This is a genomic window from Salinicoccus halitifaciens (genome assembly GCF_021026095.1).
Taxonomy (GTDB): Bacteria; Bacillota; Bacilli; order Staphylococcales; family Salinicoccaceae; genus Lacicoccus; species Lacicoccus halitifaciens.
Genome location: NZ_JAJNCU010000005.1, coordinates 83,951 through 101,734 on the forward strand (window position 1 = coordinate 83,951; position 17,784 = coordinate 101,734).

General features: G+C 50.2%; 19 protein-coding genes and 1 riboswitch. Of the genes, 7 read left to right on the top strand and 12 right to left on the bottom strand.

Annotated elements, in window-relative coordinates; all coding sequences use genetic code 11:
* Nucleotides 1-361: 361 nt before the first annotated feature.
* From LPW40_RS10520 to LPW40_RS10545, 6 genes are all read right to left on the bottom strand, one after another.
* Entirely contained in the window at nucleotides 362-1,735 is a 1,374-nt protein-coding gene (locus LPW40_RS10520) for an LLM class flavin-dependent oxidoreductase (protein ID WP_230822204.1), read from the bottom strand.
* 121 nt (nucleotides 1,736-1,856) lie between these two features.
* Nucleotides 1,857-1,961, bottom strand: a riboswitch (SAM riboswitch).
* 156 nt (nucleotides 1,962-2,117) lie between these two features.
* A complete protein-coding gene (locus LPW40_RS10525) occupies nucleotides 2,118-2,888 on the bottom strand; it encodes an amino acid ABC transporter ATP-binding protein (RefSeq protein WP_230822205.1) in 771 nt (256 codons plus the stop codon).
* On the bottom strand, nucleotides 2,885-3,586 hold the full coding sequence (locus LPW40_RS10530; protein WP_230822206.1) for an amino acid ABC transporter permease: 702 nt from the start codon (nucleotides 3,584-3,586) through the stop codon (nucleotides 2,885-2,887). Before LPW40_RS10530 ends, LPW40_RS10525 begins: the two co-directional genes overlap by 4 nt.
* Nucleotides 3,586-4,248: an amino acid ABC transporter permease gene (locus LPW40_RS10535; protein WP_097040814.1), complete on the bottom strand. Its 663-nt coding sequence runs from the start codon at nucleotides 4,246-4,248 to the stop codon at nucleotides 3,586-3,588. The genes LPW40_RS10530 and LPW40_RS10535 overlap by 1 nt, the downstream gene beginning before the upstream one ends.
* A 70-nt stretch (nucleotides 4,249-4,318) precedes the next feature.
* Nucleotides 4,319-5,239 (bottom strand): ectoine/hydroxyectoine ABC transporter substrate-binding protein EhuB, encoded by a 921-nt coding sequence (gene ehuB / locus LPW40_RS10540; protein WP_413776007.1) that lies wholly within the window; start codon nucleotides 5,237-5,239, stop codon nucleotides 4,319-4,321.
* A 295-nt stretch (nucleotides 5,240-5,534) separates the two neighbouring features.
* Nucleotides 5,535-6,905: an MFS transporter gene (locus LPW40_RS10545; protein ID WP_230822208.1), complete on the bottom strand. Its 1,371-nt coding sequence runs from the start codon at nucleotides 6,903-6,905 to the stop codon at nucleotides 5,535-5,537.
* A 106-nt stretch (nucleotides 6,906-7,011) separates the two neighbouring features.
* On the opposite strand from LPW40_RS10545, the gene LPW40_RS10550 reads away from it, so the two are divergent.
* Entirely contained in the window at nucleotides 7,012-8,250 is a 1,239-nt protein-coding gene (locus LPW40_RS10550) for a helix-turn-helix domain-containing protein (RefSeq protein WP_230822209.1), read from the top strand.
* A gap of 33 nt (nucleotides 8,251-8,283) precedes the next feature.
* Here LPW40_RS10550 and LPW40_RS10555 read toward each other — a convergent pair whose 3' ends face one another.
* Nucleotides 8,284-8,970 carry a phosphotransferase gene (locus LPW40_RS10555; RefSeq protein ID WP_230822210.1) on the bottom strand — a complete coding sequence of 229 codons (687 nt, stop codon included), beginning with the start codon at nucleotides 8,968-8,970 and terminating at the stop codon, nucleotides 8,284-8,286.
* A 117-nt stretch (nucleotides 8,971-9,087) separates the two neighbouring features.
* On the opposite strand from LPW40_RS10555, the gene LPW40_RS10560 reads away from it, so the two are divergent.
* The 4 genes from LPW40_RS10560 to LPW40_RS10575 are packed head-to-tail and all read left to right on the top strand — an operon-like array spanning nucleotide 9,088 to nucleotide 11,034.
* Nucleotides 9,088-9,258, top strand: a complete 171-nt coding sequence (locus tag LPW40_RS10560) for an SE1832 family protein (protein WP_230822211.1) — start codon at nucleotides 9,088-9,090, stop codon at nucleotides 9,256-9,258.
* Nucleotides 9,259-9,279: 21 nt separating this feature from the next.
* The gene (locus tag LPW40_RS10565) at nucleotides 9,280-10,434 is read left to right on the top strand and encodes an MFS transporter (protein ID WP_230822212.1); all 1,155 of its coding nucleotides are present in this window, start codon (nucleotides 9,280-9,282) and stop codon (nucleotides 10,432-10,434) included.
* Entirely contained in the window at nucleotides 10,431-10,742 is a 312-nt protein-coding gene (gene mspA, locus LPW40_RS10570) for a membrane stabilizing protein MspA (RefSeq protein WP_230822213.1), read from the top strand. The genes LPW40_RS10565 and mspA overlap by 4 nt, the downstream gene beginning before the upstream one ends.
* Nucleotides 10,743-10,758: 16 nt before the next feature.
* Nucleotides 10,759-11,034, top strand: a complete 276-nt coding sequence (locus tag LPW40_RS10575; RefSeq protein WP_230822214.1) for a hypothetical protein — start codon at nucleotides 10,759-10,761, stop codon at nucleotides 11,032-11,034.
* Between the two features lie 52 nt (nucleotides 11,035-11,086).
* Here the strand turns inward: LPW40_RS10575 and LPW40_RS10580 are convergent, their stop codons facing one another.
* Nucleotides 11,087-12,355 (bottom strand): lipid II:glycine glycyltransferase FemX, encoded by a 1,269-nt coding sequence (locus LPW40_RS10580; RefSeq protein ID WP_230822215.1) that lies wholly within the window; start codon nucleotides 12,353-12,355, stop codon nucleotides 11,087-11,089.
* 59 nt (nucleotides 12,356-12,414) lie between these two features.
* Here LPW40_RS10580 and LPW40_RS10585 point away from each other — a divergent pair, with 59 nt between their 5' ends.
* A complete protein-coding gene (locus LPW40_RS10585) occupies nucleotides 12,415-12,660 on the top strand; it encodes a hypothetical protein (protein ID WP_097040801.1) in 246 nt (81 codons plus the stop codon).
* On the opposite strand, the gene LPW40_RS10590 is transcribed toward LPW40_RS10585, so the two are convergent.
* The 4 genes from LPW40_RS10590 to LPW40_RS10605 form a co-directional block, all read right to left on the bottom strand.
* Complete coding sequence (locus LPW40_RS10590) at nucleotides 12,645-13,331, bottom strand: VOC family protein (RefSeq protein ID WP_230822216.1); 687 nt, start codon at nucleotides 13,329-13,331, stop codon at nucleotides 12,645-12,647. The genes LPW40_RS10585 and LPW40_RS10590 overlap by 16 nt on opposite strands.
* Before the next feature lie 94 nt (nucleotides 13,332-13,425).
* Entirely contained in the window at nucleotides 13,426-14,586 is a 1,161-nt protein-coding gene (locus LPW40_RS10595; protein ID WP_230822217.1) for an ABC transporter ATP-binding protein, read from the bottom strand.
* A 37-nt stretch (nucleotides 14,587-14,623) separates the two neighbouring features.
* Nucleotides 14,624-15,676, bottom strand: coding sequence for a GTPase domain-containing protein (locus LPW40_RS10600; RefSeq protein WP_230822218.1), 1,053 nt, complete (start codon nucleotides 15,674-15,676; stop codon nucleotides 14,624-14,626).
* Nucleotides 15,677-15,688: 12 nt separating this feature from the next.
* Complete coding sequence (locus tag LPW40_RS10605; RefSeq protein ID WP_230822219.1) at nucleotides 15,689-16,555, bottom strand: DUF368 domain-containing protein; 867 nt, start codon at nucleotides 16,553-16,555, stop codon at nucleotides 15,689-15,691.
* A gap of 128 nt (nucleotides 16,556-16,683) precedes the next feature.
* Here LPW40_RS10605 and LPW40_RS10610 point away from each other — a divergent pair, with 128 nt between their 5' ends.
* Nucleotides 16,684-17,739 carry an AAA family ATPase gene (locus tag LPW40_RS10610; protein ID WP_230822220.1) on the top strand — a complete coding sequence of 352 codons (1,056 nt, stop codon included), beginning with the start codon at nucleotides 16,684-16,686 and terminating at the stop codon, nucleotides 17,737-17,739.
* Nucleotides 17,740-17,784: the final 45 nt, after the last annotated feature.

The following is a 17,784-nucleotide window of genomic DNA, read 5'->3' on the forward strand; positions in this document are numbered from 1 at the left end:
GAGGAGGCTTGAGGCGGCGCGCTATCTGGATTTTCAGCGATTATCCGGACGGAGACTGCCGGGCACGGAGCGCCATCTGGATTCCCGGCGTTTATCCGGACGGAGGGGGCCTGGCGCGGGGTGCTATCCGGATTCCCGGCGCTTATACGGACATGGGAAGTCTCGATCGCCGTCCTGTCCGGATTTTCAGGATATATCTAGATGCAAACAGAAACAGAAATGGGCGGGACATACGCTCAACGTCATCAGCAATTTACAATCTGAAATGGAGAGTTGAATCTTTGGTGATGCAGGCTTATTCTGTTTACAAAACGAAAGCCGGCATCAAATGGATACCGGCAATAATATGCAGAGAATTTTATTAGAAGCGGACCTTCCTTGTGCTTTTCCCGGGATGATCTTCAGGTAGTCTATCCCCTTGACCGAATAGATTATCTCTCAACGTTGCACCTTCATATTCCTTTGGCACCCGTCCTCTTTCCTGCAGGATTGGAACAACATGTTCAATGAACTCCTTGAACGTCCCGGGACTCGTAGTATGCGCCAGATTGAAACCATCCACTCCAGCTTCTTCCATCCATTGCTCCAACTCGTCTGCAACCTGTTCAGGCGAGCCGACGACATAGGCACTGATTCCTCCAATACCGATGAAATCCCTGAGTTCTTTGATGGTCCACTGCTTGTCCGGGTCAACTCTTGTCAGCACTTCTATTACGGAACGCATGGAGTCGTTCTCCACATAGGTCAAGACATCGTCGTCATCAAACTCTGAAAGATCAATGCCTGTCCATCCACCGAACAGGGCGAAGGCGCCTTCGTGGCTGATATGCTTTTTGAATTCCTCCAGTTTCTGATGGGCGCTCTCTTCCGTTTCCCCGATGATTGGTGTAAGCATTGTCAATATCTTTATGTCTTCAGGCTTTCTTCCATTTTTTTCGAAATCGGCCCGCAATCTCTTCACCGTCTCTCTTCCCGCCTCTATCGAAGGTGCATTAATAAAGACAAGTTCAGCATTCTTCGAGGCGAATTCCCTTCCTCTGGGTGACGCCCCGGCCTGGAAAAGCACCGGTGTACGCTGTGGCGAAGGCTCACTGAGATGCGCTCCCGGCACTTTGTAGTACTTGCCTTCATGATGGATATCATGAACCTTCTCAGGATTGGCATAAATCCCGGTTTCCTTATCCGCAACGACAGCATCTTCCTCCCAGCTCTCTTCCCATAGCTTATAACATACTTCCAGATATTCCTGGGCAATATCATACCGTTCATCATGACCAATCTGTTTGTCCAGTCCGATATTGACTGCGGCACTATTCAGGTAAGAAGTGACAATATTCCATCCGACACGTCCATTCGTCAGGTGGTCAAGGGTCGTCATCCGGCGGGCAAATGTATAAGGATGTTCATGAGTCACAGAAGCTGTTAGACCGAAACCCAGATGGTTGGTCACTGCAGACATCAGAGGTACAATGTAGGATGGATCATTCACCGGTGCTTGGGCACCCCGGCGGACAGCGGGGTCTCTTGATCCTCTGTACACATCATAAGTACCGAGGACATCCGCAAGAAATACTGCATCAAACCTCCCTTTCTCCAAAAGCCTGGCCAGCTTGATCCAATACTCACTTTTCCTGTATCCTGAAGCATCATTATCCGGATGCGTCCACAGCCCTGCGGACATATGTCCCGGTGTATTCATTACAAAGGCGTTCAGATAAATTCTTTTGTTGTTCATGATATCTCCTCCAATGATTTTAATAGTTGGTCCGATGCTGGAACAAAAAAATGCCGTAAAATAAAAGCCTCCTTTCTCCCGAAGAGAAAAGAGGCATCTGACCATTGAGCCGGATATATGTTTCTTATCTCCCGAGAGGTTTTCTCGCTGGAATTAGCACCTATCTGGACATGCCAGGGTTGCTGAAGCTTCATAGGGCCAGTCCCTCCGCTTCTCTGAATAAGATTATTGAATTGTTATAATATCCAGTCTATTCTAGTATATCCGACAAGTCAAGTAGGTAATCGATTTTCATTTTTCACCCTCCTCATGTTGGAAAGCAGTATGAAGACGAAGGCGTGCGGGGCGCGGAAACAATTCTGTCCGCATGCCCCGCGTCCCGTCATGCCCTGAATCGTTTCAGGAAGTTCTGCAATCTTGGGTTGTCGGATTTGTTGATGACTTCATCTGCTGTGCCTGACTCTGCGATGATGCCTTCGTCTAGGAACAGCACGCGGTCTGCGATCTCCAGGGCGAAGTCCATCTCATGGGTGACGAGGACCATCGCCATCGAGGCGTTCTCCGCGAGATCCCTGATGACTTCCAGCACCTCGCCGACAAGCTCCGGGTCGAGGGCCGAAGTGACTTCGTCGAAGAGCATGATCTTCGGCCGCATGACGAGTGCCCGGGCCATCGCGACACGCTGCTTCTGACCGCCGGATAAGTTCGATGGATACGCATCATATTTATCCCCTAGCCCCACGCGGTCAAGCATCTGCTTCGACATCTCACGCGCCTCGCTCTTTTTCATCTTCTTCACTTTGATGAGCGGCATGGCGCAGTTGTCGAGTATCGTCTTATGCGGGAAGAGGTTGAAGTGCTGGAAGACCATGCCGATGTCTTTTCTGACACTTGCAAGATGTCTCTCGTTCGCCGGCATCTTCTTCCCGTTCTTCTCTATCTTCCATAAGTTCTTGCCTGCGACGTATATATCGCCATCCGTCGGCTCCTCCAATGTCATCAGCAGCCGGATGATCGTCGTCTTCCCCGAACCACTCGGCCCGATGATTGCGATCTTCTCACCCGGGTTGATATCCAGGTTGATGCCTTTCAAAACATGGGTGTCCCCAAACGATTTATGGACATTTTTATATTGGACGATTGGCTCCATCATTCCGTCACCTTCACTTTCGTGTTCTTTTTATCGAATTGCCGGTTCATTTTTTTCTCCAGTGCCCTTACAAGAAGTGCGGAAGGATAACTCAATATCAGGAACAGGATTGCCACGATCGTCAGCGGTTCCAGGTACGACCAGGTCTGGGCACCGTAACTCCTCGCGATGCTCAGGATGCCGACGACACCGATGGTGGCTGCGAGCGGCACTTCCTTGAACAGTATGATCAAGTAGTTCCCGAGCATCGGGATCGTCGGCGGGATCGCCTGCGGCAGCACGATGCTGAACCACTTGTCCTTCACGGAGAAATTGAGTGCCGTCGCAGCTTCCCACTGCCCCTTGTCCACGCTCTCTATACCGGAACGGTACACTTCGCTGATATATGTGGAAAAGTGGATGCCGAGGGCGAGCATGGCTGCCACGAACGGCGTGAATGACATGCCGATATAAGGCACCATCGGCCACGCGAAGTACAGGAAGAAAATCTGTACGATCGGCGGCGTGGACCGGATGAATTCCCTGATCCAGTAGATGATGAAATTGAAAGCCTTGAAGGGTGTCGACTCAAGCAGCAGCCATATGAACCCCGCAGCGAGTGCAAGCAGGAAGCTGACCACCGTCAGCCCGAGCGTCACGTTGATTCCTGTGATGATGATTGGAAATGCATCGAAAAATGTTTCCCAGCTCCAGTAGGTCATCAGCTCGCCACCCCTCTTCTTGCGATTTTCTCACCTTTTTTGGACAGCCAGATCAGCGGCAGCGCAATGATGAAGTACATGATGAGCACCATCAGATATGCAAGCGGCCCTTCTGAAAGGTTCGTCGAACGGTAGATGTCACCGAAGTACAGTATGTCCGTCAATCCGATCAGTGAGACAAGTGCCGTCCCTTTCAGGATCTGGATCGAATAGTTGCCGAATTCAGGCAGCATCAGTCTGAACGCCTGCGGCAGTATGACTTCCTTCATCCTTTGGTAACGCGTCAGGTTCAGTGCGATGCTTGCCTCCGTCTGCCCTTTATCGACGGAAAGCACAGATGTCCTCACCACTTCCGACATATAGGCGCCGTAATTCAATGCGATTGCAATGACCCCGACCCACCAGTTGCTCCCCAGGTTTATATTAAACAGCATCGGAACCGCATAATATAACCAGAAAAGTTGTACGATCAGGGAGGTCCCCCTGAAAACTTCAACATATACAGCAGTGACGCCCCTGATGAGGATATTACCCGATAACCTCGAAAGTCCGGCGATGAAAGCCATCAGAAAAGAAAATGCCGTGGCCGTCAAAAATATACTCAAAGTGGTGCCGAGACCCTGGGTCAGATAGTTCAGGATGTTCCAGCCCGTTTCAAACATAGACTCACTCCCCTGTATTCAAATGAAAGGGCCCAGTTCTTCCACCGGAATCACTGGACCCATAAATCTTTTATTCTTCCCCTGCGCAAAGCTCCTCAGCAGTCATTTCTCCCACTTCGACCCTGTTCGCTTCCGCTTCGAATCCTTCAGCATCATCCAGAATGCCATCGATCGTTCCATCTTCTTTTAATGTCTCCAGTGCTTCATTATAAGCATCGCGCAGCTCTTCATCTTCCATGTTGAATGCTGCTGCACCGTAACTCGGCACACCGTCGATGTCCGGCTGCTCGAAATCTTCAACAAGCTCGACATCATCGCTGCCGAGTGATTCATATGCAGCCCTGAGCGTCGCTTCCGTGGCTGCTGCAACGTCCGCGTTTCCGGACTGGACAGCAGACAGCTGGCCCGGGATATCCGACACGGACATGATCTGATCATCCGATACGCCTTCCTGTGCTACAAAATCGAACTGCGTCGTGCCTTCCATCAGCGCAAGCGTGACATCCGGGTTATCCGCAATATCAGCATAGCTGTGGATATCGTACGGGTTGCCTGCTGCGACAACAAGCCCTTCACCGTACTGCATTTCAGGTTCTGAGAACAGTGCATTTTCACATCTGTCCGGCAGGATTGCCATACCCGCGGTGATGACATCATACTGGCCCGCCTGTACACCCGGGATCAATTCGCCCCAGTCCGTCAGGTGTCCGTTCACTTCCTCGATGCCCATCTCCTGGAACACCGCTTTTGCGATTTCTATGCTCGCACCCTCAAGCTCCCCGGACTCTGAATTCTGGAACGCATAAGGCGGTTCATTGGCAAAGCCGACGTTGACCGTGCCTGCTTCCTGCAGCTCGGCCACCCGGCCTTCGCCTTCGTCGCCCCCCGTTTCGCCGTTTCCTTCTTCACCGCCGCCATCGCCGTTTCCGTTGCCGCATGCGGCAAGAACAAGCACCATGGCCAAAGTAAGTAACATCGTGAGTTTCTTCAAAATGATCTCCCCCTGTGATTTTTGGTTTTGCGCCTCATCCGCATGGCCTGCAGACAAGTGTTTAAGTAAGTTCTTGATGTATAATAATGGGTGCTGAGGAAATGAAACTGCTTTCCACACAATATATGTTGTATGGAAAAATAAAACCATATCCGTATGGTACTATAGGCGACACAAATTTGTAACAGTTAAAGTGTAAAAGCTCCCATACAAATTGGATTTAATTCCATTTTACAACATAACGGATGCACTTTCTATATAAATCTGAATATTTAGAAATAAATAGAGACACATATTAAATATGTGCCTCCGCTTCCGGCAGCAGAGGTTCTGCCGCCCTTTCCCTCTCCGGCCTTTTCTCCTCAGGGATGTCAGCGCCGTTCACCGCTTCTCCGTACGACTTCCCGGATTTCTTGAGAATTTCTTTATTCAGCAGCAGTACAGTGATCACTGCAATCGAACCGCCGCTTGTGAGATTGATGATCCAATACCCGCCCAAATCGTAAAGCACGCCGTAAATGATGGTACCGAGCGGCATCAGGCTTGAAGCGACCAGTGCCATCGTCGACAGCACCCGCCCCTTGATCTTCTGCGGCACGATGAGCTGCAGGTATATGCCGAACGGGATGTTGATGAACTGCAGGCTGACTGCAAGCATGAATCCGAGCAGGCCGACATATATGAAGTTCGGCACGACACTCATGCCGAGGTAGATCGGCAGTGGATAGAGCATCGTGAGTACGGCCAGGAATATGAGCCCCTTCTTTTCGATGGCGAGCGGGTTCTTCATCTTTTTGGCACTGCCGAGCAGAAGCCCGCCGATGATCATCCCCGCTCCGAGGCACGCATTGGCATATCCGACGAGCGCCGGCTCAAAATTGAGCTCTGTGATCATCATCTTCTCCGGAAGGATCGACAGTGTCGCCCCGACGAAATTGATGAAGGCCGCCATTATGAGCACCCGCTTCAATACGTCATTCTTCCTGATGAAATTCAAACCTTCGGTGATGTCTTTTTTGAAGCCTGAAACCGTCCTGCCGTCCGCTGCTTCCTCCTCATAGTTTTTGCTGTCAAAGTAGAGGTTGAACTTGAGCAGGAAGTCCATGATGGTGGATATCATGAACAGCATGAGATAGACGAGTATGATCTGATAAAAGCTGAAGAGCCCGAAAAGGATGCCGCCGAGGACCGGCCCTGCGATGATGGATGCCGACAGCATGGCCGAGACATATCCCATGATCTTCTGGATGCGGTCCTTATGGAAGAGTTCCGTCATCGACGCCTGCAGGGCATTTTCTATGAATGGGCTGATCAGCGACATCAGGAATGTCGCCGTGTAAATCGCAGGCAGGCTGATGCCGACGAAGTATGAGTAGATGAATAAACCGAACAGTACCAGAGTGAACATCACCTCGCCCGTAATGACGATCCGCCGTTTATTGCCCCGGTCGCTCAGCAGCCCGGAAAATGGAAGCAGTATGACGGAAACCAGGATCGAAATCGCAAGATTGATGGAAAAATACAGTGAAGATCCAGTTTCGTAAAGTATGAAGTACGAAACTGCGAACAAGTACACATAATCACCGATGCCGAGCATCATGCGGCTGAAGAGGTATACGGCGAAGTTCTGTTTTTCACGGAATGGCATTTTCTCTGTAAATGTCATTTTCCCACACCCTTTGTTTAATTTAATTAAACTTAGTGTAAAATATCTCCTCTTGATTGTCAAGAAAAAGTTTAATATAATTAAACATAAGAAGGAGTGATTCAGAATGGGACTTGGTGAGCGCATAAGGAAATTGAGGAAAGAGAAGAAAATGACCCTGGCCGAACTCGCAGGCAGTGAAATCACAAAGGGCATGCTCAGCCTGATCGAGAATGAAAAATCAAAGCCTTCAATGGAGACGCTTGAACATATCGCAAAATCACTGGAGGTGCCGGTGAGTTACCTGATGCAGGAAGGCGATGAGGAGTGGACACGGGAGATGGCTGAACATGAAATCTTCTATAATTTATATGACTTCCCCACAGAATTTGTGGAGAATAACATCCTGCCCAATATGGAAAAGATCGCCTCTTCGCAGGCGGGGATGCGGCTTTATCATATTATTCGGATGTATTACCGGTACACTGGCAGGCATGAACCGGCCGATCAGGTGACGGAAAAAGTCACCGGATTTTATGAACAGACGGGGCTCCGCAACCTCGCTTTGAAAGATAAGATGAACGATGCCCTGTCGATGCTGTACAGCAGGGATTATGAGGAAGGCTACAGGAAATTTCTGAAGCTGGAAGGGGAAGTCGGTGAATTCAAGGAATATGACCCGGGCCTTGAGCTCGATTACCTGTACTGGAGAAGCGGGCTCGCACTCGAATTCGATGAAGCGGACTTCATAGAATACGGCACCGCCCTCATCGACAAATCGTTCGAATATGAGAATTTCAAATATTATTTCACCCAGAATGTACTTTTCGGATTTTATTACGGGACAATCGGTGATCATGATAAGTATAAGGAATACAGCAGGAACGTGAAAAAATATTTGGATTTCAATCCGAATGCTTATTATAATCTGGAGATTTTCAGTGAAGAACAGCCGATCATGCTGGCCTTCGTACTTGTCGAAGACAGTGAGAGGCATCTGGAGCAGCTGGAGCAGTACAGGGAGAAGGTCATTTCGACCGAAAGCGAGGATCCAAGATATGTTAAGAACTATTCAAATATCGTCGAGATGCTGGATCTTGAGGTCAATTATCACAGCGGTAACTACTCTTATGTAGCAGATCATTTCAACCCCTCCCTATATGAACGGGAGGTCGCGCAGTTTCCGCTCGACAGGATATGGATTGCGACACGTGCAACCGTCTATCCGTTGAGCCTCTTCAGGAGCGGCAGGGTGGATGAAGCGAGGGCGGCGTTCAAAAAGCTGGAAGACTCGATCGCCGATATCAGGGACTCCATATTCACCGGTGAGTTCCATCAGGTGAGGGAAATCATATTCAAAAATTGACGGCACGCAGCCGGCGTGCCGTCGATGTAAATATCACTGGACGTCTCTGTGTCCCTTGAAATATTCAAGCTTGCCTTCATCAACTTTTCCTAAAATTCGGTAGCCGTCGAAGAAGTGATCGACATATTCAGACCCAATGTGGGATTCGATGCTTTTAGCCATGCTTGCGATATCGATGTAACGGTCGCGCATCCCGATATTGATGACGTCGACGCTGCCGGTGATGTAGCTTTCATTGACAATGATATTGGAAAGCACGAAATCACCATGCCCGAAGACGATATCATCGTGCATCCCGCCAGCCTCATCATAGAAGATGAACGGGCAGTCTGACACTTTCGTCTTATGTAATGCACTTAAATAACGTCCCGCCTGCTTCAAAATCGATGCACGCGTTCCATCGTCCGCCTCTTTCAGGAATACATCCGCTCCGACGCCGGGCAGGGCGATGTAGAAAAGGTATGCATAGTCCTCCTGGTAATACGTGACGGGTTTCGGCACGCCGTTCACACCGTTCAGTTCTAGCCAAAGCTGACGTTTATGTTCACGCCGCGTCTTCTTGATGTCATCCGTATAAGATTTGGCGATCAGCGGCTCGGTCGGTTCGTACTGGTTCGGCGGGTCATCCTTGCCATATTCAAGACAGTATATTTCAGTCGCGGATTGCCCTTCGAGCGGGTGCCACTTGTAATACTCCTCATAGATTTCAAAGGTGTGCATGACTTCTCCTCCATTCCTTATAATCATACCTGAGGCGCAGTGGAAATGTCATTCAGTGATTCCCCTAATATTGGAACTTTATGATATGATACAATCAGTATTTAAGGTGGTGTGAACATGGACTTGGAATATAAATTAAAAGAGCTTAAACATGATTATGTCCGTATCCAGGCTGACCTGGAAAAAGTCGAGTCGACCGGTCATAATACCGACAGCCTCGAAAAACAGCTCGTCGATATAGAAAATGAAATTACAGAAACGAAAAATAAAATCAGGCAACAAAAATAATGTAATCAGGAAGTGCATGAAATGAAAAGAATGATAACCGTAATCATGATCATTCAGTTCCTGATTTACTTCGGTTTCAGTATGATCATCCCCGTCATTCCGGAAATCGTCACGGAACTTGATGCCTCCACGACTCATATGGGATGGCTGCTTGCAATCTACTCACTGGCGAGCTTCCTGTCGGCACCCTATTTCGGGCGCCTCAGTGACAAGTACGGGCGGCGCAAAATACTGCTTTATGGGTTGTTCGCTTTCGCATTGAGCTTTTTCATATTCGGTGTGTTCATCGACAATCTTTTGATACTCTACATAAGCCGCATACTCGGTGGTGCAGCCTCTGGTGCACTCTATACTGCAACGACAAGCATGGTCGCGGACATCACCACGCGGGAAACCCGCACGAAATATATGGGGCTCGTCGGCATGGCGGTCGGCATGGGCTTCATATTCGGACCGGGCATCGGCGGCCTGCTTGCCGGCATCAGTCTGAGCCTCGCTTATTTCATGACCACTTTCGTCATTTTGGTGACTCTGGTCGTGGCGATATTCAAAATCGAAGAGACATACCGCCCGACGACGACGGTCAATAAAAATATCACCCTGCCGACGGAGTATCTTCTTCAGCCGGTCGGCATACTGCTCGTATGTACGTTCCTCGTCATGTTCATCAACAGCGGCATGGAGAGTACATTCCAGCTGCTCGGCATCGAAAGGATCAGCATCACTCCGGCGGAGATGGGTATTTTATTCTTCATCGGGGGCATATTCAATGCCATCGTCCAGGGCGGCGTGATCCGCAGATTGAAAGACGGCCAGGAGCTGCCGTTCATGATTGCGGGCCAGGTGTTCACCCTGATTGCATTCATCATGCTGCCGTTCATGAACGGGCTCGTCTACGCCGGGTTCTGCATCGTGTTCCTGATGGTGGGCAATGCCCTTGTCCGGACACTCATCACTTCACAGATCACCAAAGAGGCACAGGCGGGTGAAATGGGACGGATGACTTCAACGACGTATTCCATGGACAGCCTCGGCAGGATCTTCGGCCCGATCGTCTTCAACCTGCTGTTCCTCATCAGCCCGGGGACGCCATTCTGGTTTGGTGCTGCAGTGACCGTATTTGCCACATTTTTCATCTTCCAGTATTATCGTAAAGGAAAGCGGGTGATTCAATGATCGTCATACTGATGCTGCTTATATATCTCGTCATCGGGTACGCCACCGTCATGGTGATGAGGAGCCGCACACTCGATGCCATGAGGCTGATTTCCGGTGTCGCTTTCCTTCTGCTGATCCTGGTCTACAGCCTCTCACTGCCCAATCCGGATGCGGTCATCGTATTCGTGCTCGGCCTGTCCCTGATGCTGTCCATTGAAATAGCCGCATTCAAGGAAAATAAAGATGACCGTGATCATGTATTTTTAATCTACGCATTCACAGCAATGTTTTCAGCTGTTTTGGTCATAGTGGTTCTTATGAATTGAGTGGGAAGGTGGAAACATGAGAAGAGTCATATCTGTTCTGCTGATCCTGATGCAGCTGCTGTTCTTCATCAACTATTTCATCAATGACAGCATCATGCAGCTGAATCTGTATTTATGGATTTTTACGGCACTTTTCGGCGCGTTCGTCAGCTACCGGCTGTGGAGCAATGCGCCCCATATGTATGAAAGCGAGAAGCTTTACATGACCATGCGCATCTCCCTCTCCGTCGTGAGCGCCGCATCGATCATCTTCATACTGATGCTCATCATCGCGAGGCCTTATCTTCTGTAGGCAGGCGCACACAACAAAGACACCGGACAGAGTCATTCTGCCCGGTGTCTTTTCATTTCCTGCCTTTTTTCTCTTTCCTCAGCTGGTTCAGCCTGATTTTGCCTTTCTGGAAGACCGGCACACCGACTTCCGCAGCCATATATAAAGGGCGCCTCAATATGAAGTCGAATTCCCCGATTTTCTCGGACACTTCCGTACCCCATACTTTTTTGAACTGCCAGAGGCCGAAATGAGGAGAATCCTCTTCAGGCATCACGCTCACCCCGCCAAAGTCATAGGTTTTTGCACCTTTATCCCTTGCATACTGCATCATGACAAACTGCATATGATGGTTCGGCAGATAATCCCGGTAGTCGTTTGAAGAGGCACCGTATAAATAATACGCCTTGTGCCCGGACAGTGCGAGCAGGGCACCAGATAAGATGATGCCCTCTGGATGCTCATCCTTCAGCTCCTGTGCTTCTTTGAGCTGACCCTCGAGCTTTGCTTTCCTGTTCTGAAGGTCCTTCAGTTGATTGTCTTTTTTAGTGCCGTCTTTCTTCTTCTCTGCCTTCACGGTTTCCTTATCCAGCTTTGCGAGGTCCGATTTTACGGAATCCTCCACTTTTGAAGGGTTGAGGCGGACGAGGAACAGTTCCATATGGCCGTTCGGATTCAGATGGTCATACATCGATTCGAAATAAGTGATGTCACGCGTGAGGAAGCCGTCACGCTCCCCCGTCTCCTTCATGAGATCGACAAAGGCTGGCAAGTCCCCGCGCGATGCTTTGTACACTTCCGTCCCTTTCTTCAGGGCATTGCGCACCTTCGTGCGGTTGTTGCGCTCAAAACTCTGCAGCAGCGCTTCATCATCTTTATCGATGTCCGACACCATCGTCTGGCGCGGCTGGATCGCATCCTTGCTCATGCCGTCATGAAAGCCGCGGTGCTTGAAGCCGAGGACCTTAAGGTTCTCAAGCGCATCTTCATATTCCGACACCGGAATATCCGGGTCGATTTTAATCGCGTAGGCCTTCTCTTCCTTTGCGATGACGACAGCTTCCCGAAGCATCGCCTCGACAAGCGCATGATCGTGATAGTCGCATACGAAACCTCGGGATATGTAGCACAGCGTCGCATTCAATTTAGGCACCTTCTTGAACAGAAGTGTCGCAGCGCCCCTCGTCTCCGAAGATTCATCCGCAAGTGCGAACCGTCTGAAATACCAACCCGTCAGCTTCTTGGACGCCGCCCAGTCCGTCAGTTGGAGCAGGTCGCCGTTCGGATGATTTTCTATGAACCGGTTATGTTCTTCTTCACTTAAATGCAATCGTTTATACATAATTATCTCCAATCCAAAAAATCTGTTATAATTCCATTTATGAAAGGTGGCGTAACTTTATGAGAATCATCATATTAAGCATTTTAATACTGCTCAATGCGGTCAGCATGATCGAAATGGGTCAGTACTTCGATTCAGGCTTCATCCAGCTGTTGAGCGTCCGTATCATCCTTGCCGTGATTTCATTAATTTTATCCATCGTGTACCTCCTGGTCGGCGGCACGAAAGCTTTGAAGCTCACCGGCATCGTGACGGCCCTCATCGCCCTTTCGCATCTCGTCTTCATGCTTTATATAAACTTATAGTCCGCACCCAGATACTCACCGCTTTCACCGGCTGTACCGATTTCGATCGACATGGCCGGCTGATTGCCTTCTTCTAGCTCGATCACCGTATGGTCATCGATATTTCCCTGCCAGATGCCGATGACATCGAAGAAAGCCTGCCACTCGGCAGTGTCCCTCACGGTCTGCCGTATCCTGAGCAGCGCCGGCTCCATTGATGCCCCGAAACCTTTGATGCGTTCCCTTCTTGCATCATCATCCTCTTCCCACTGTATGAAAAAAGGAAACATATGCTGATCGTGCAATATATAAAGCAGCGACCAGCGCAATGTCTCCCCGCCGGTCACACGCTCCATATACAATGGGCCGAATGTCTTGAACCCTTGTGCCCGGTAACGTTCGGAAAGCTTTACGATATCGTCGGTTGCCAGCGCATAGCGGATGAACCCTTCCTTATAATTGCATTTATGGATTGCCTTGGCGAAGGAATCCTCCGCTTCACGCAGATGATCATGAAATAAGTCGCGGTCCCGTATCGCAAGGTATTCGATGTAGCGCATATCGATATAGGATAACAGGTTCTCCGTACCGAGGCGCTGGTGCACGCCGCCGGAATGTATATCGAGCGGCGCCTCTTCCCGTGCTGCTTCCAGACTGTTGACATAATGGATGATATGGTCGAACTGGATCATGTTCTGCCCCCTCAAGCTTTTAGTATGGTCGTGCCGTTCCTGACAATAAAAGCCGGCATGAATACCGCAGCATCCCATACCGGCCCGTTTCCATTCAGACTTTGATGATGTCCGATCGGCCTTCTTTGAGCCGCTCCGCTTCCTTGGCGCGGTAATCCTGGCTCACTATCCTGTCCCCTGTCTCAGCGTCGAAGAAGTGGCCATTCTCAATATCGAATGCGAACTTCACCCGGTCGCCGGCCATTATATTATGCCTGGCATCCACTCTTGCGATGAATTCCTGACCTTCATAATCCGCATAGAGCATGGTTTCCGAGCCATGCATCTCGCTCACGCGGATCTCGACATCAAAACTTGCTTTCGATGCTTTGACATATTCCGCCTCATCCCGGATGTCTTCCGGGCGGATGCCGAATTTGACCGGCTTCCCGTCGTACCCTTCATCCAGCAGCATCTCCCTTTTATCCCGGGGGATTTCAAAACGGGCATCCCCGATGGTCAGAACACCGCCGTCCATGCGGCCGTCGAAGATGTTCATTGCAGGAGAGCCGATGAATTCGGCAACAAAGACGTTCTCAGGCAGATCATAGACTTCTTTCGGCGTACCGACCTGCATGATGTTGCCCTCGTTCAGCACGACGATCCTTGTCGCCATCGTCAGTGCCTCTGTCTGATCGTGGGTGACGTAGATCGTCGTCGTCTCAAGACGCTTGTGCAGTTTGGTGATCTCGGCACGCATCTGGACGCGGAGCTTTGCATCGAGGTTGGATAAAGGTTCATCCATCAGGAAAACCCCGGCATCACGCACAATCGCCCTGCCGAGTGCGACACGCTGCCGCTGGCCGCCCGACAATGCTTTCGGCTTCCGGTCGAGGTACTTTGTGAGCCCGAGTATTTCCGCCGCTTCATGGACCTGTGCCTTGATATCCTTCTTCGGCGTCTTCCTGAGCTTCAGGCCGAAGGCCATATTGTCATACACGCTCATATGCGGATACAGCGCATAGTTCTGGAAGACCATCGCAATATCCCTGTTCTTCGGTTCGACATCATTCATCCTTTTGCCGTTGATGTAGAGGTCACCGTCGGTGATTTCCTCAAGCCCTGCAATCATCCGGAGCGTCGTCGACTTCCCGCAGCCTGACGGGCCGACGAAGACGATGAACTCCCCGTCGCCGATCGTGAGATTGAAGTCCCGCACGACTTCCGGGCCGTTATCATACACTTTTCTGATATTTTCGAGCTTCAACTCTGCCATATTATAATCCCCTTATTATATTATAAAAAGCATTTACTTATGATTGTCCCCCGGCTTCCTTCAAGTGCTTCGCCAGTACATCCCCCGCCATATCGTTCATGGCGCGGACGTATTCAAAGACACCCCGGAGCACGGGATAGACCGTCCTGATGCCGGCCTCACCGAAAGTCGAGAGGACGAATGTGATGACATTCAGCTTACGCACTTTCAGCACAGTGGATATGAGTGTCGTGAGCGGGCCGATCATCTTCCTGTAGTTGCCTGCCACTTTACCTGTATCCTTCGCCTGGTTGACGAATTCTTTGACTCTCGGCATCGGCATGCCGATGAACCCGGCATCTTCCTCATCCAGATGGAAATGGCCTGCTGTCTTCTGTTCGATGGCTTTGAACTCCCTGCTCAAAATCAGGTCCTTAAAGCCCGGAGTGAGCAGCCTCGCACCGAGCGTACTGCTCTTTTTATTGAGGAATTTATCGAAATATCTGGAGTCTTCAAGCCTTTTTTGGAATTCTTCATCCTTTGAATCGAAGTACGCGTCGATGTCTTCTTTGAGCGCATCGATGCCGGTACCGTTCTTGACGCTGACGAAATGATATTTAAGAGGGTCCTTGATGATTTTCTTGAATGTAACATGCAGCTCTGAATTCTTCTCCTGCTTGAGCAGTTCGCGGTCGTAGGCGCCGGATACGTCGATGAGTGCATCCAGCTTGCTGTATACGAAAGTGATTTTGGTTTTATTTTTGGCAAGGAACCTGATCACCTTTTCATCCGCTTCCCTGATCTTCGAAGAAAATACATACAATACATGCTTCACCTTATGCTTTTTCAGCAGTTTCTTATATTGCGCAGGCGAGAATTCCGTTGTGCCGACGCCCGGGAAATCCAGCAGCTCACTATGTCCGCCGTAGCGGTAGCCTGCGACATCCCTTGTCGCATCGGTTTCCGTCGATATATGGGGATCCCCGCCCGTCAGCGCATGGATCAGCGCGCTCTTCCCGGCGTCCACCTGTCCCGCGACCGCAATGCGGTAATCTATCGTCCCGCGTATATAATCATGAAATTCTTCCACCAACGGATGTTGCTGTGTCATCATGTCACCCCATCATATAGTTTCTTTATTTTTGCCGCCCATATATGTACTTATTGACAATCCGGCAGCAAGTGAAACAATTGAAGCGATCCATGTGCCGGCAGCATCCGGCAATCCGGGATAGAGCGGGAAGACCGAACCGAACAGGAGGCCGATGATGGCTGCATACATGATGTAGGTGTAATTCCTGAGCAGGAACTGGATCCCCCTGCTCGCGAGCAGCAGGCCGGAGACGATGCCGAGTCCTGTTGCAATCAGGATCGGCAGCACCTCGAAGTTGAGGGAAGTGAACTCGCTGATGGCCCTCATGATGACGGGATAGGCGCCGAGGATCAGCAGCATGAGCGAACCTGATATGCCCGGCAGCAGCATGACGGCTGAAGCAAGCATGCCGCTGAAGAACAATCCTATCAACACCGGTATCGAAATTTCAATGCTCTCCGCCGGCGCTGCAGTATCATTGACCGTCGACATCCAGTACAGGAGGACGATCACCAGTCCGATCACTATGTAGTGGGCCGGCCTGAACTCGGTTTTATAGCTCGAAATGCTGAACATCATCGGGATGACGCCAAGCACCATGCCGATGAAGAACCAGTGCGTCGGAACCATATGCTCGGTCAGCAGGTAGTCCATCAGGGACGACATCGTCAGTATCGCGACACCCATGCCGATGACAAGGGGCAGCAGATATAACACCGCAGTCTTGAAGTGCCTGGAGACGATGCGGCTGATCGCCCCGAGAAATTGTTCATATATACCTAAAAGCAGTGCCATCGTACCGCTGCTGACACCCGGGATGATTTCGCATATCCCCATTAAAAATCCTCTGAAGAGGTTCGTCCATCTAAACATCTCTCTGCCCCGCCATTCGATCATGAAGTCTCCTCATGATGCATTTATTGATTCCATTATAGAACGATTGTAGCATAAATAGACTCAATTTTTCAGAAATTATGCGTATAATGGAGGGTGGATGCGATTATCAATGAACAGGAGTTGTACATATGAAAAAACTGGGCGTTTATTTCGGTACATTCGCACCATGCCATGTGGGCCATTTCGAACAGATCATCCGTGCCAAAAGGGAGAACGATCACGCGCTCGTCATCGTCAGCGGCTACGCAGGCGACCGCGGGGACGAATACGGTATGTCTTTGAACCACAGGGTGAAGGCGATGCGGCAGCTGTGTGCCGGGGATGAGAATGTGACGGTGCTGAAGCTCGATGAAACGGATATCCCCCGCTATCCTGAAGGGTGGAGGCTGTGGCTTGAAATGATGGCGGACCTCATACGGGAAGGGACGCCGCAGCATGCCGAAGATTTCGGCTCACTGACGTTCTACGTCGGTGAGGAGGAGTACATCAGGCCGCTCGAGGACTTTTATTCCCAGGAATGGGAAGACGTTCCGGTAAGTGTCACGCTTGTGGACAGGGCGCTGCTCCGGATCAGCGGCACGAACATCCGTGAAGCGGCGCTCATCAACTGGGATTATGTAACACGTCCGTTCCGCCGTTTTTTCGTCCAGAACGTCCTCGTCCTAGGGGCGCCCGGGACAGGCAAATCGATGCTCGTCAAAGATCTCGCGCGCCGTTATTCAACGAGTTATTCCGTCGAATATAAGAAGGAGTACTTGAAGGCACACCAGGTGGGCGAAGATGAGCTGGACGCCAAGGATTTCCATGCAATCGGCATCGGCCAGTTCGATCTGAACCGCAGGCACATACACTCTCCTGCTACACGTAAAGCCTTTTTCGCAGATACCGATGTCATGACGGCGAAGGTGATGACGCAGCTTTCCGATTCGAATGAAGCATCAAGGAAGCTCTACGAAGTATTCGATTATTACATCCAGCTCCAGAACTGGGCGCTCATCCTGCTGCTTCCGCCGGCAAAGGACGATGAGTATGGCCATACACTTTACCAGGCACTGAAGGAAGAGATTGAGCATAACAATCTCACTGCCGTCACCCATGAATTGAAAGGGGATTCATATAGGGATATTTACCGTGAGGCACATTCACTGGTCGACGAAATGCTCGCAGAAGGCAAAGATAATTGAATAATCATTTTATATTTTCGTAAAATTGCGATATTATGGAACTTA

Excerpts from the sequence above, each read along its gene's own strand:
- LPW40_RS10565 (WP_230822212.1), top strand. The coding sequence starts at position 9,280 with ATGAAAAGAATGATAACCGTAATCATGATCATTCAGTTCCTGATTTAC.
- LPW40_RS10605 (WP_230822219.1), bottom strand. The coding sequence starts at position 16,555 with ATGATCGAATGGCGGGGCAGAGAGATGTTTAGATGGACGAACCTCTTC.
- LPW40_RS10530 (WP_230822206.1), bottom strand. The coding sequence starts at position 3,586 with ATGACCTACTGGAGCTGGGAAACATTTTTCGATGCATTTCCAATCATC.
- LPW40_RS10590 (WP_230822216.1), bottom strand. The coding sequence starts at position 13,331 with ATGATCCAGTTCGACCATATCATCCATTATGTCAACAGTCTGGAAGCA.
- LPW40_RS10525 (WP_230822205.1), bottom strand. The coding sequence starts at position 2,888 with ATGATGGAGCCAATCGTCCAATATAAAAATGTCCATAAATCGTTTGGG.
- LPW40_RS10575 (WP_230822214.1), top strand. The coding sequence starts at position 10,759 with ATGAGAAGAGTCATATCTGTTCTGCTGATCCTGATGCAGCTGCTGTTC.
- LPW40_RS10545 (WP_230822208.1), bottom strand. The coding sequence starts at position 6,905 with ATGACATTTACAGAGAAAATGCCATTCCGTGAAAAACAGAACTTCGCC.
- mspA (WP_230822213.1), top strand. The coding sequence starts at position 10,431 with ATGATCGTCATACTGATGCTGCTTATATATCTCGTCATCGGGTACGCC.
- LPW40_RS10535 (WP_097040814.1), bottom strand. The coding sequence starts at position 4,248 with ATGTTTGAAACGGGCTGGAACATCCTGAACTATCTGACCCAGGGTCTC.
- LPW40_RS10550 (WP_230822209.1), top strand. The coding sequence starts at position 7,012 with ATGGGACTTGGTGAGCGCATAAGGAAATTGAGGAAAGAGAAGAAAATG.
- LPW40_RS10585 (WP_097040801.1), top strand. The coding sequence starts at position 12,415 with ATGAGAATCATCATATTAAGCATTTTAATACTGCTCAATGCGGTCAGC.
- LPW40_RS10595 (WP_230822217.1), bottom strand. The coding sequence starts at position 14,586 with ATGGCAGAGTTGAAGCTCGAAAATATCAGAAAAGTGTATGATAACGGC.
- LPW40_RS10520 (WP_230822204.1), bottom strand. The coding sequence starts at position 1,735 with ATGAACAACAAAAGAATTTATCTGAACGCCTTTGTAATGAATACACCG.
- LPW40_RS10610 (WP_230822220.1), top strand. The coding sequence starts at position 16,684 with ATGAAAAAACTGGGCGTTTATTTCGGTACATTCGCACCATGCCATGTG.
- LPW40_RS10560 (WP_230822211.1), top strand. The coding sequence starts at position 9,088 with ATGGACTTGGAATATAAATTAAAAGAGCTTAAACATGATTATGTCCGT.
- LPW40_RS10600 (WP_230822218.1), bottom strand. The coding sequence starts at position 15,676 with ATGACACAGCAACATCCGTTGGTGGAAGAATTTCATGATTATATACGC.
- LPW40_RS10580 (WP_230822215.1), bottom strand. The coding sequence starts at position 12,355 with ATGTATAAACGATTGCATTTAAGTGAAGAAGAACATAACCGGTTCATA.
- LPW40_RS10555 (WP_230822210.1), bottom strand. The coding sequence starts at position 8,970 with ATGCACACCTTTGAAATCTATGAGGAGTATTACAAGTGGCACCCGCTC.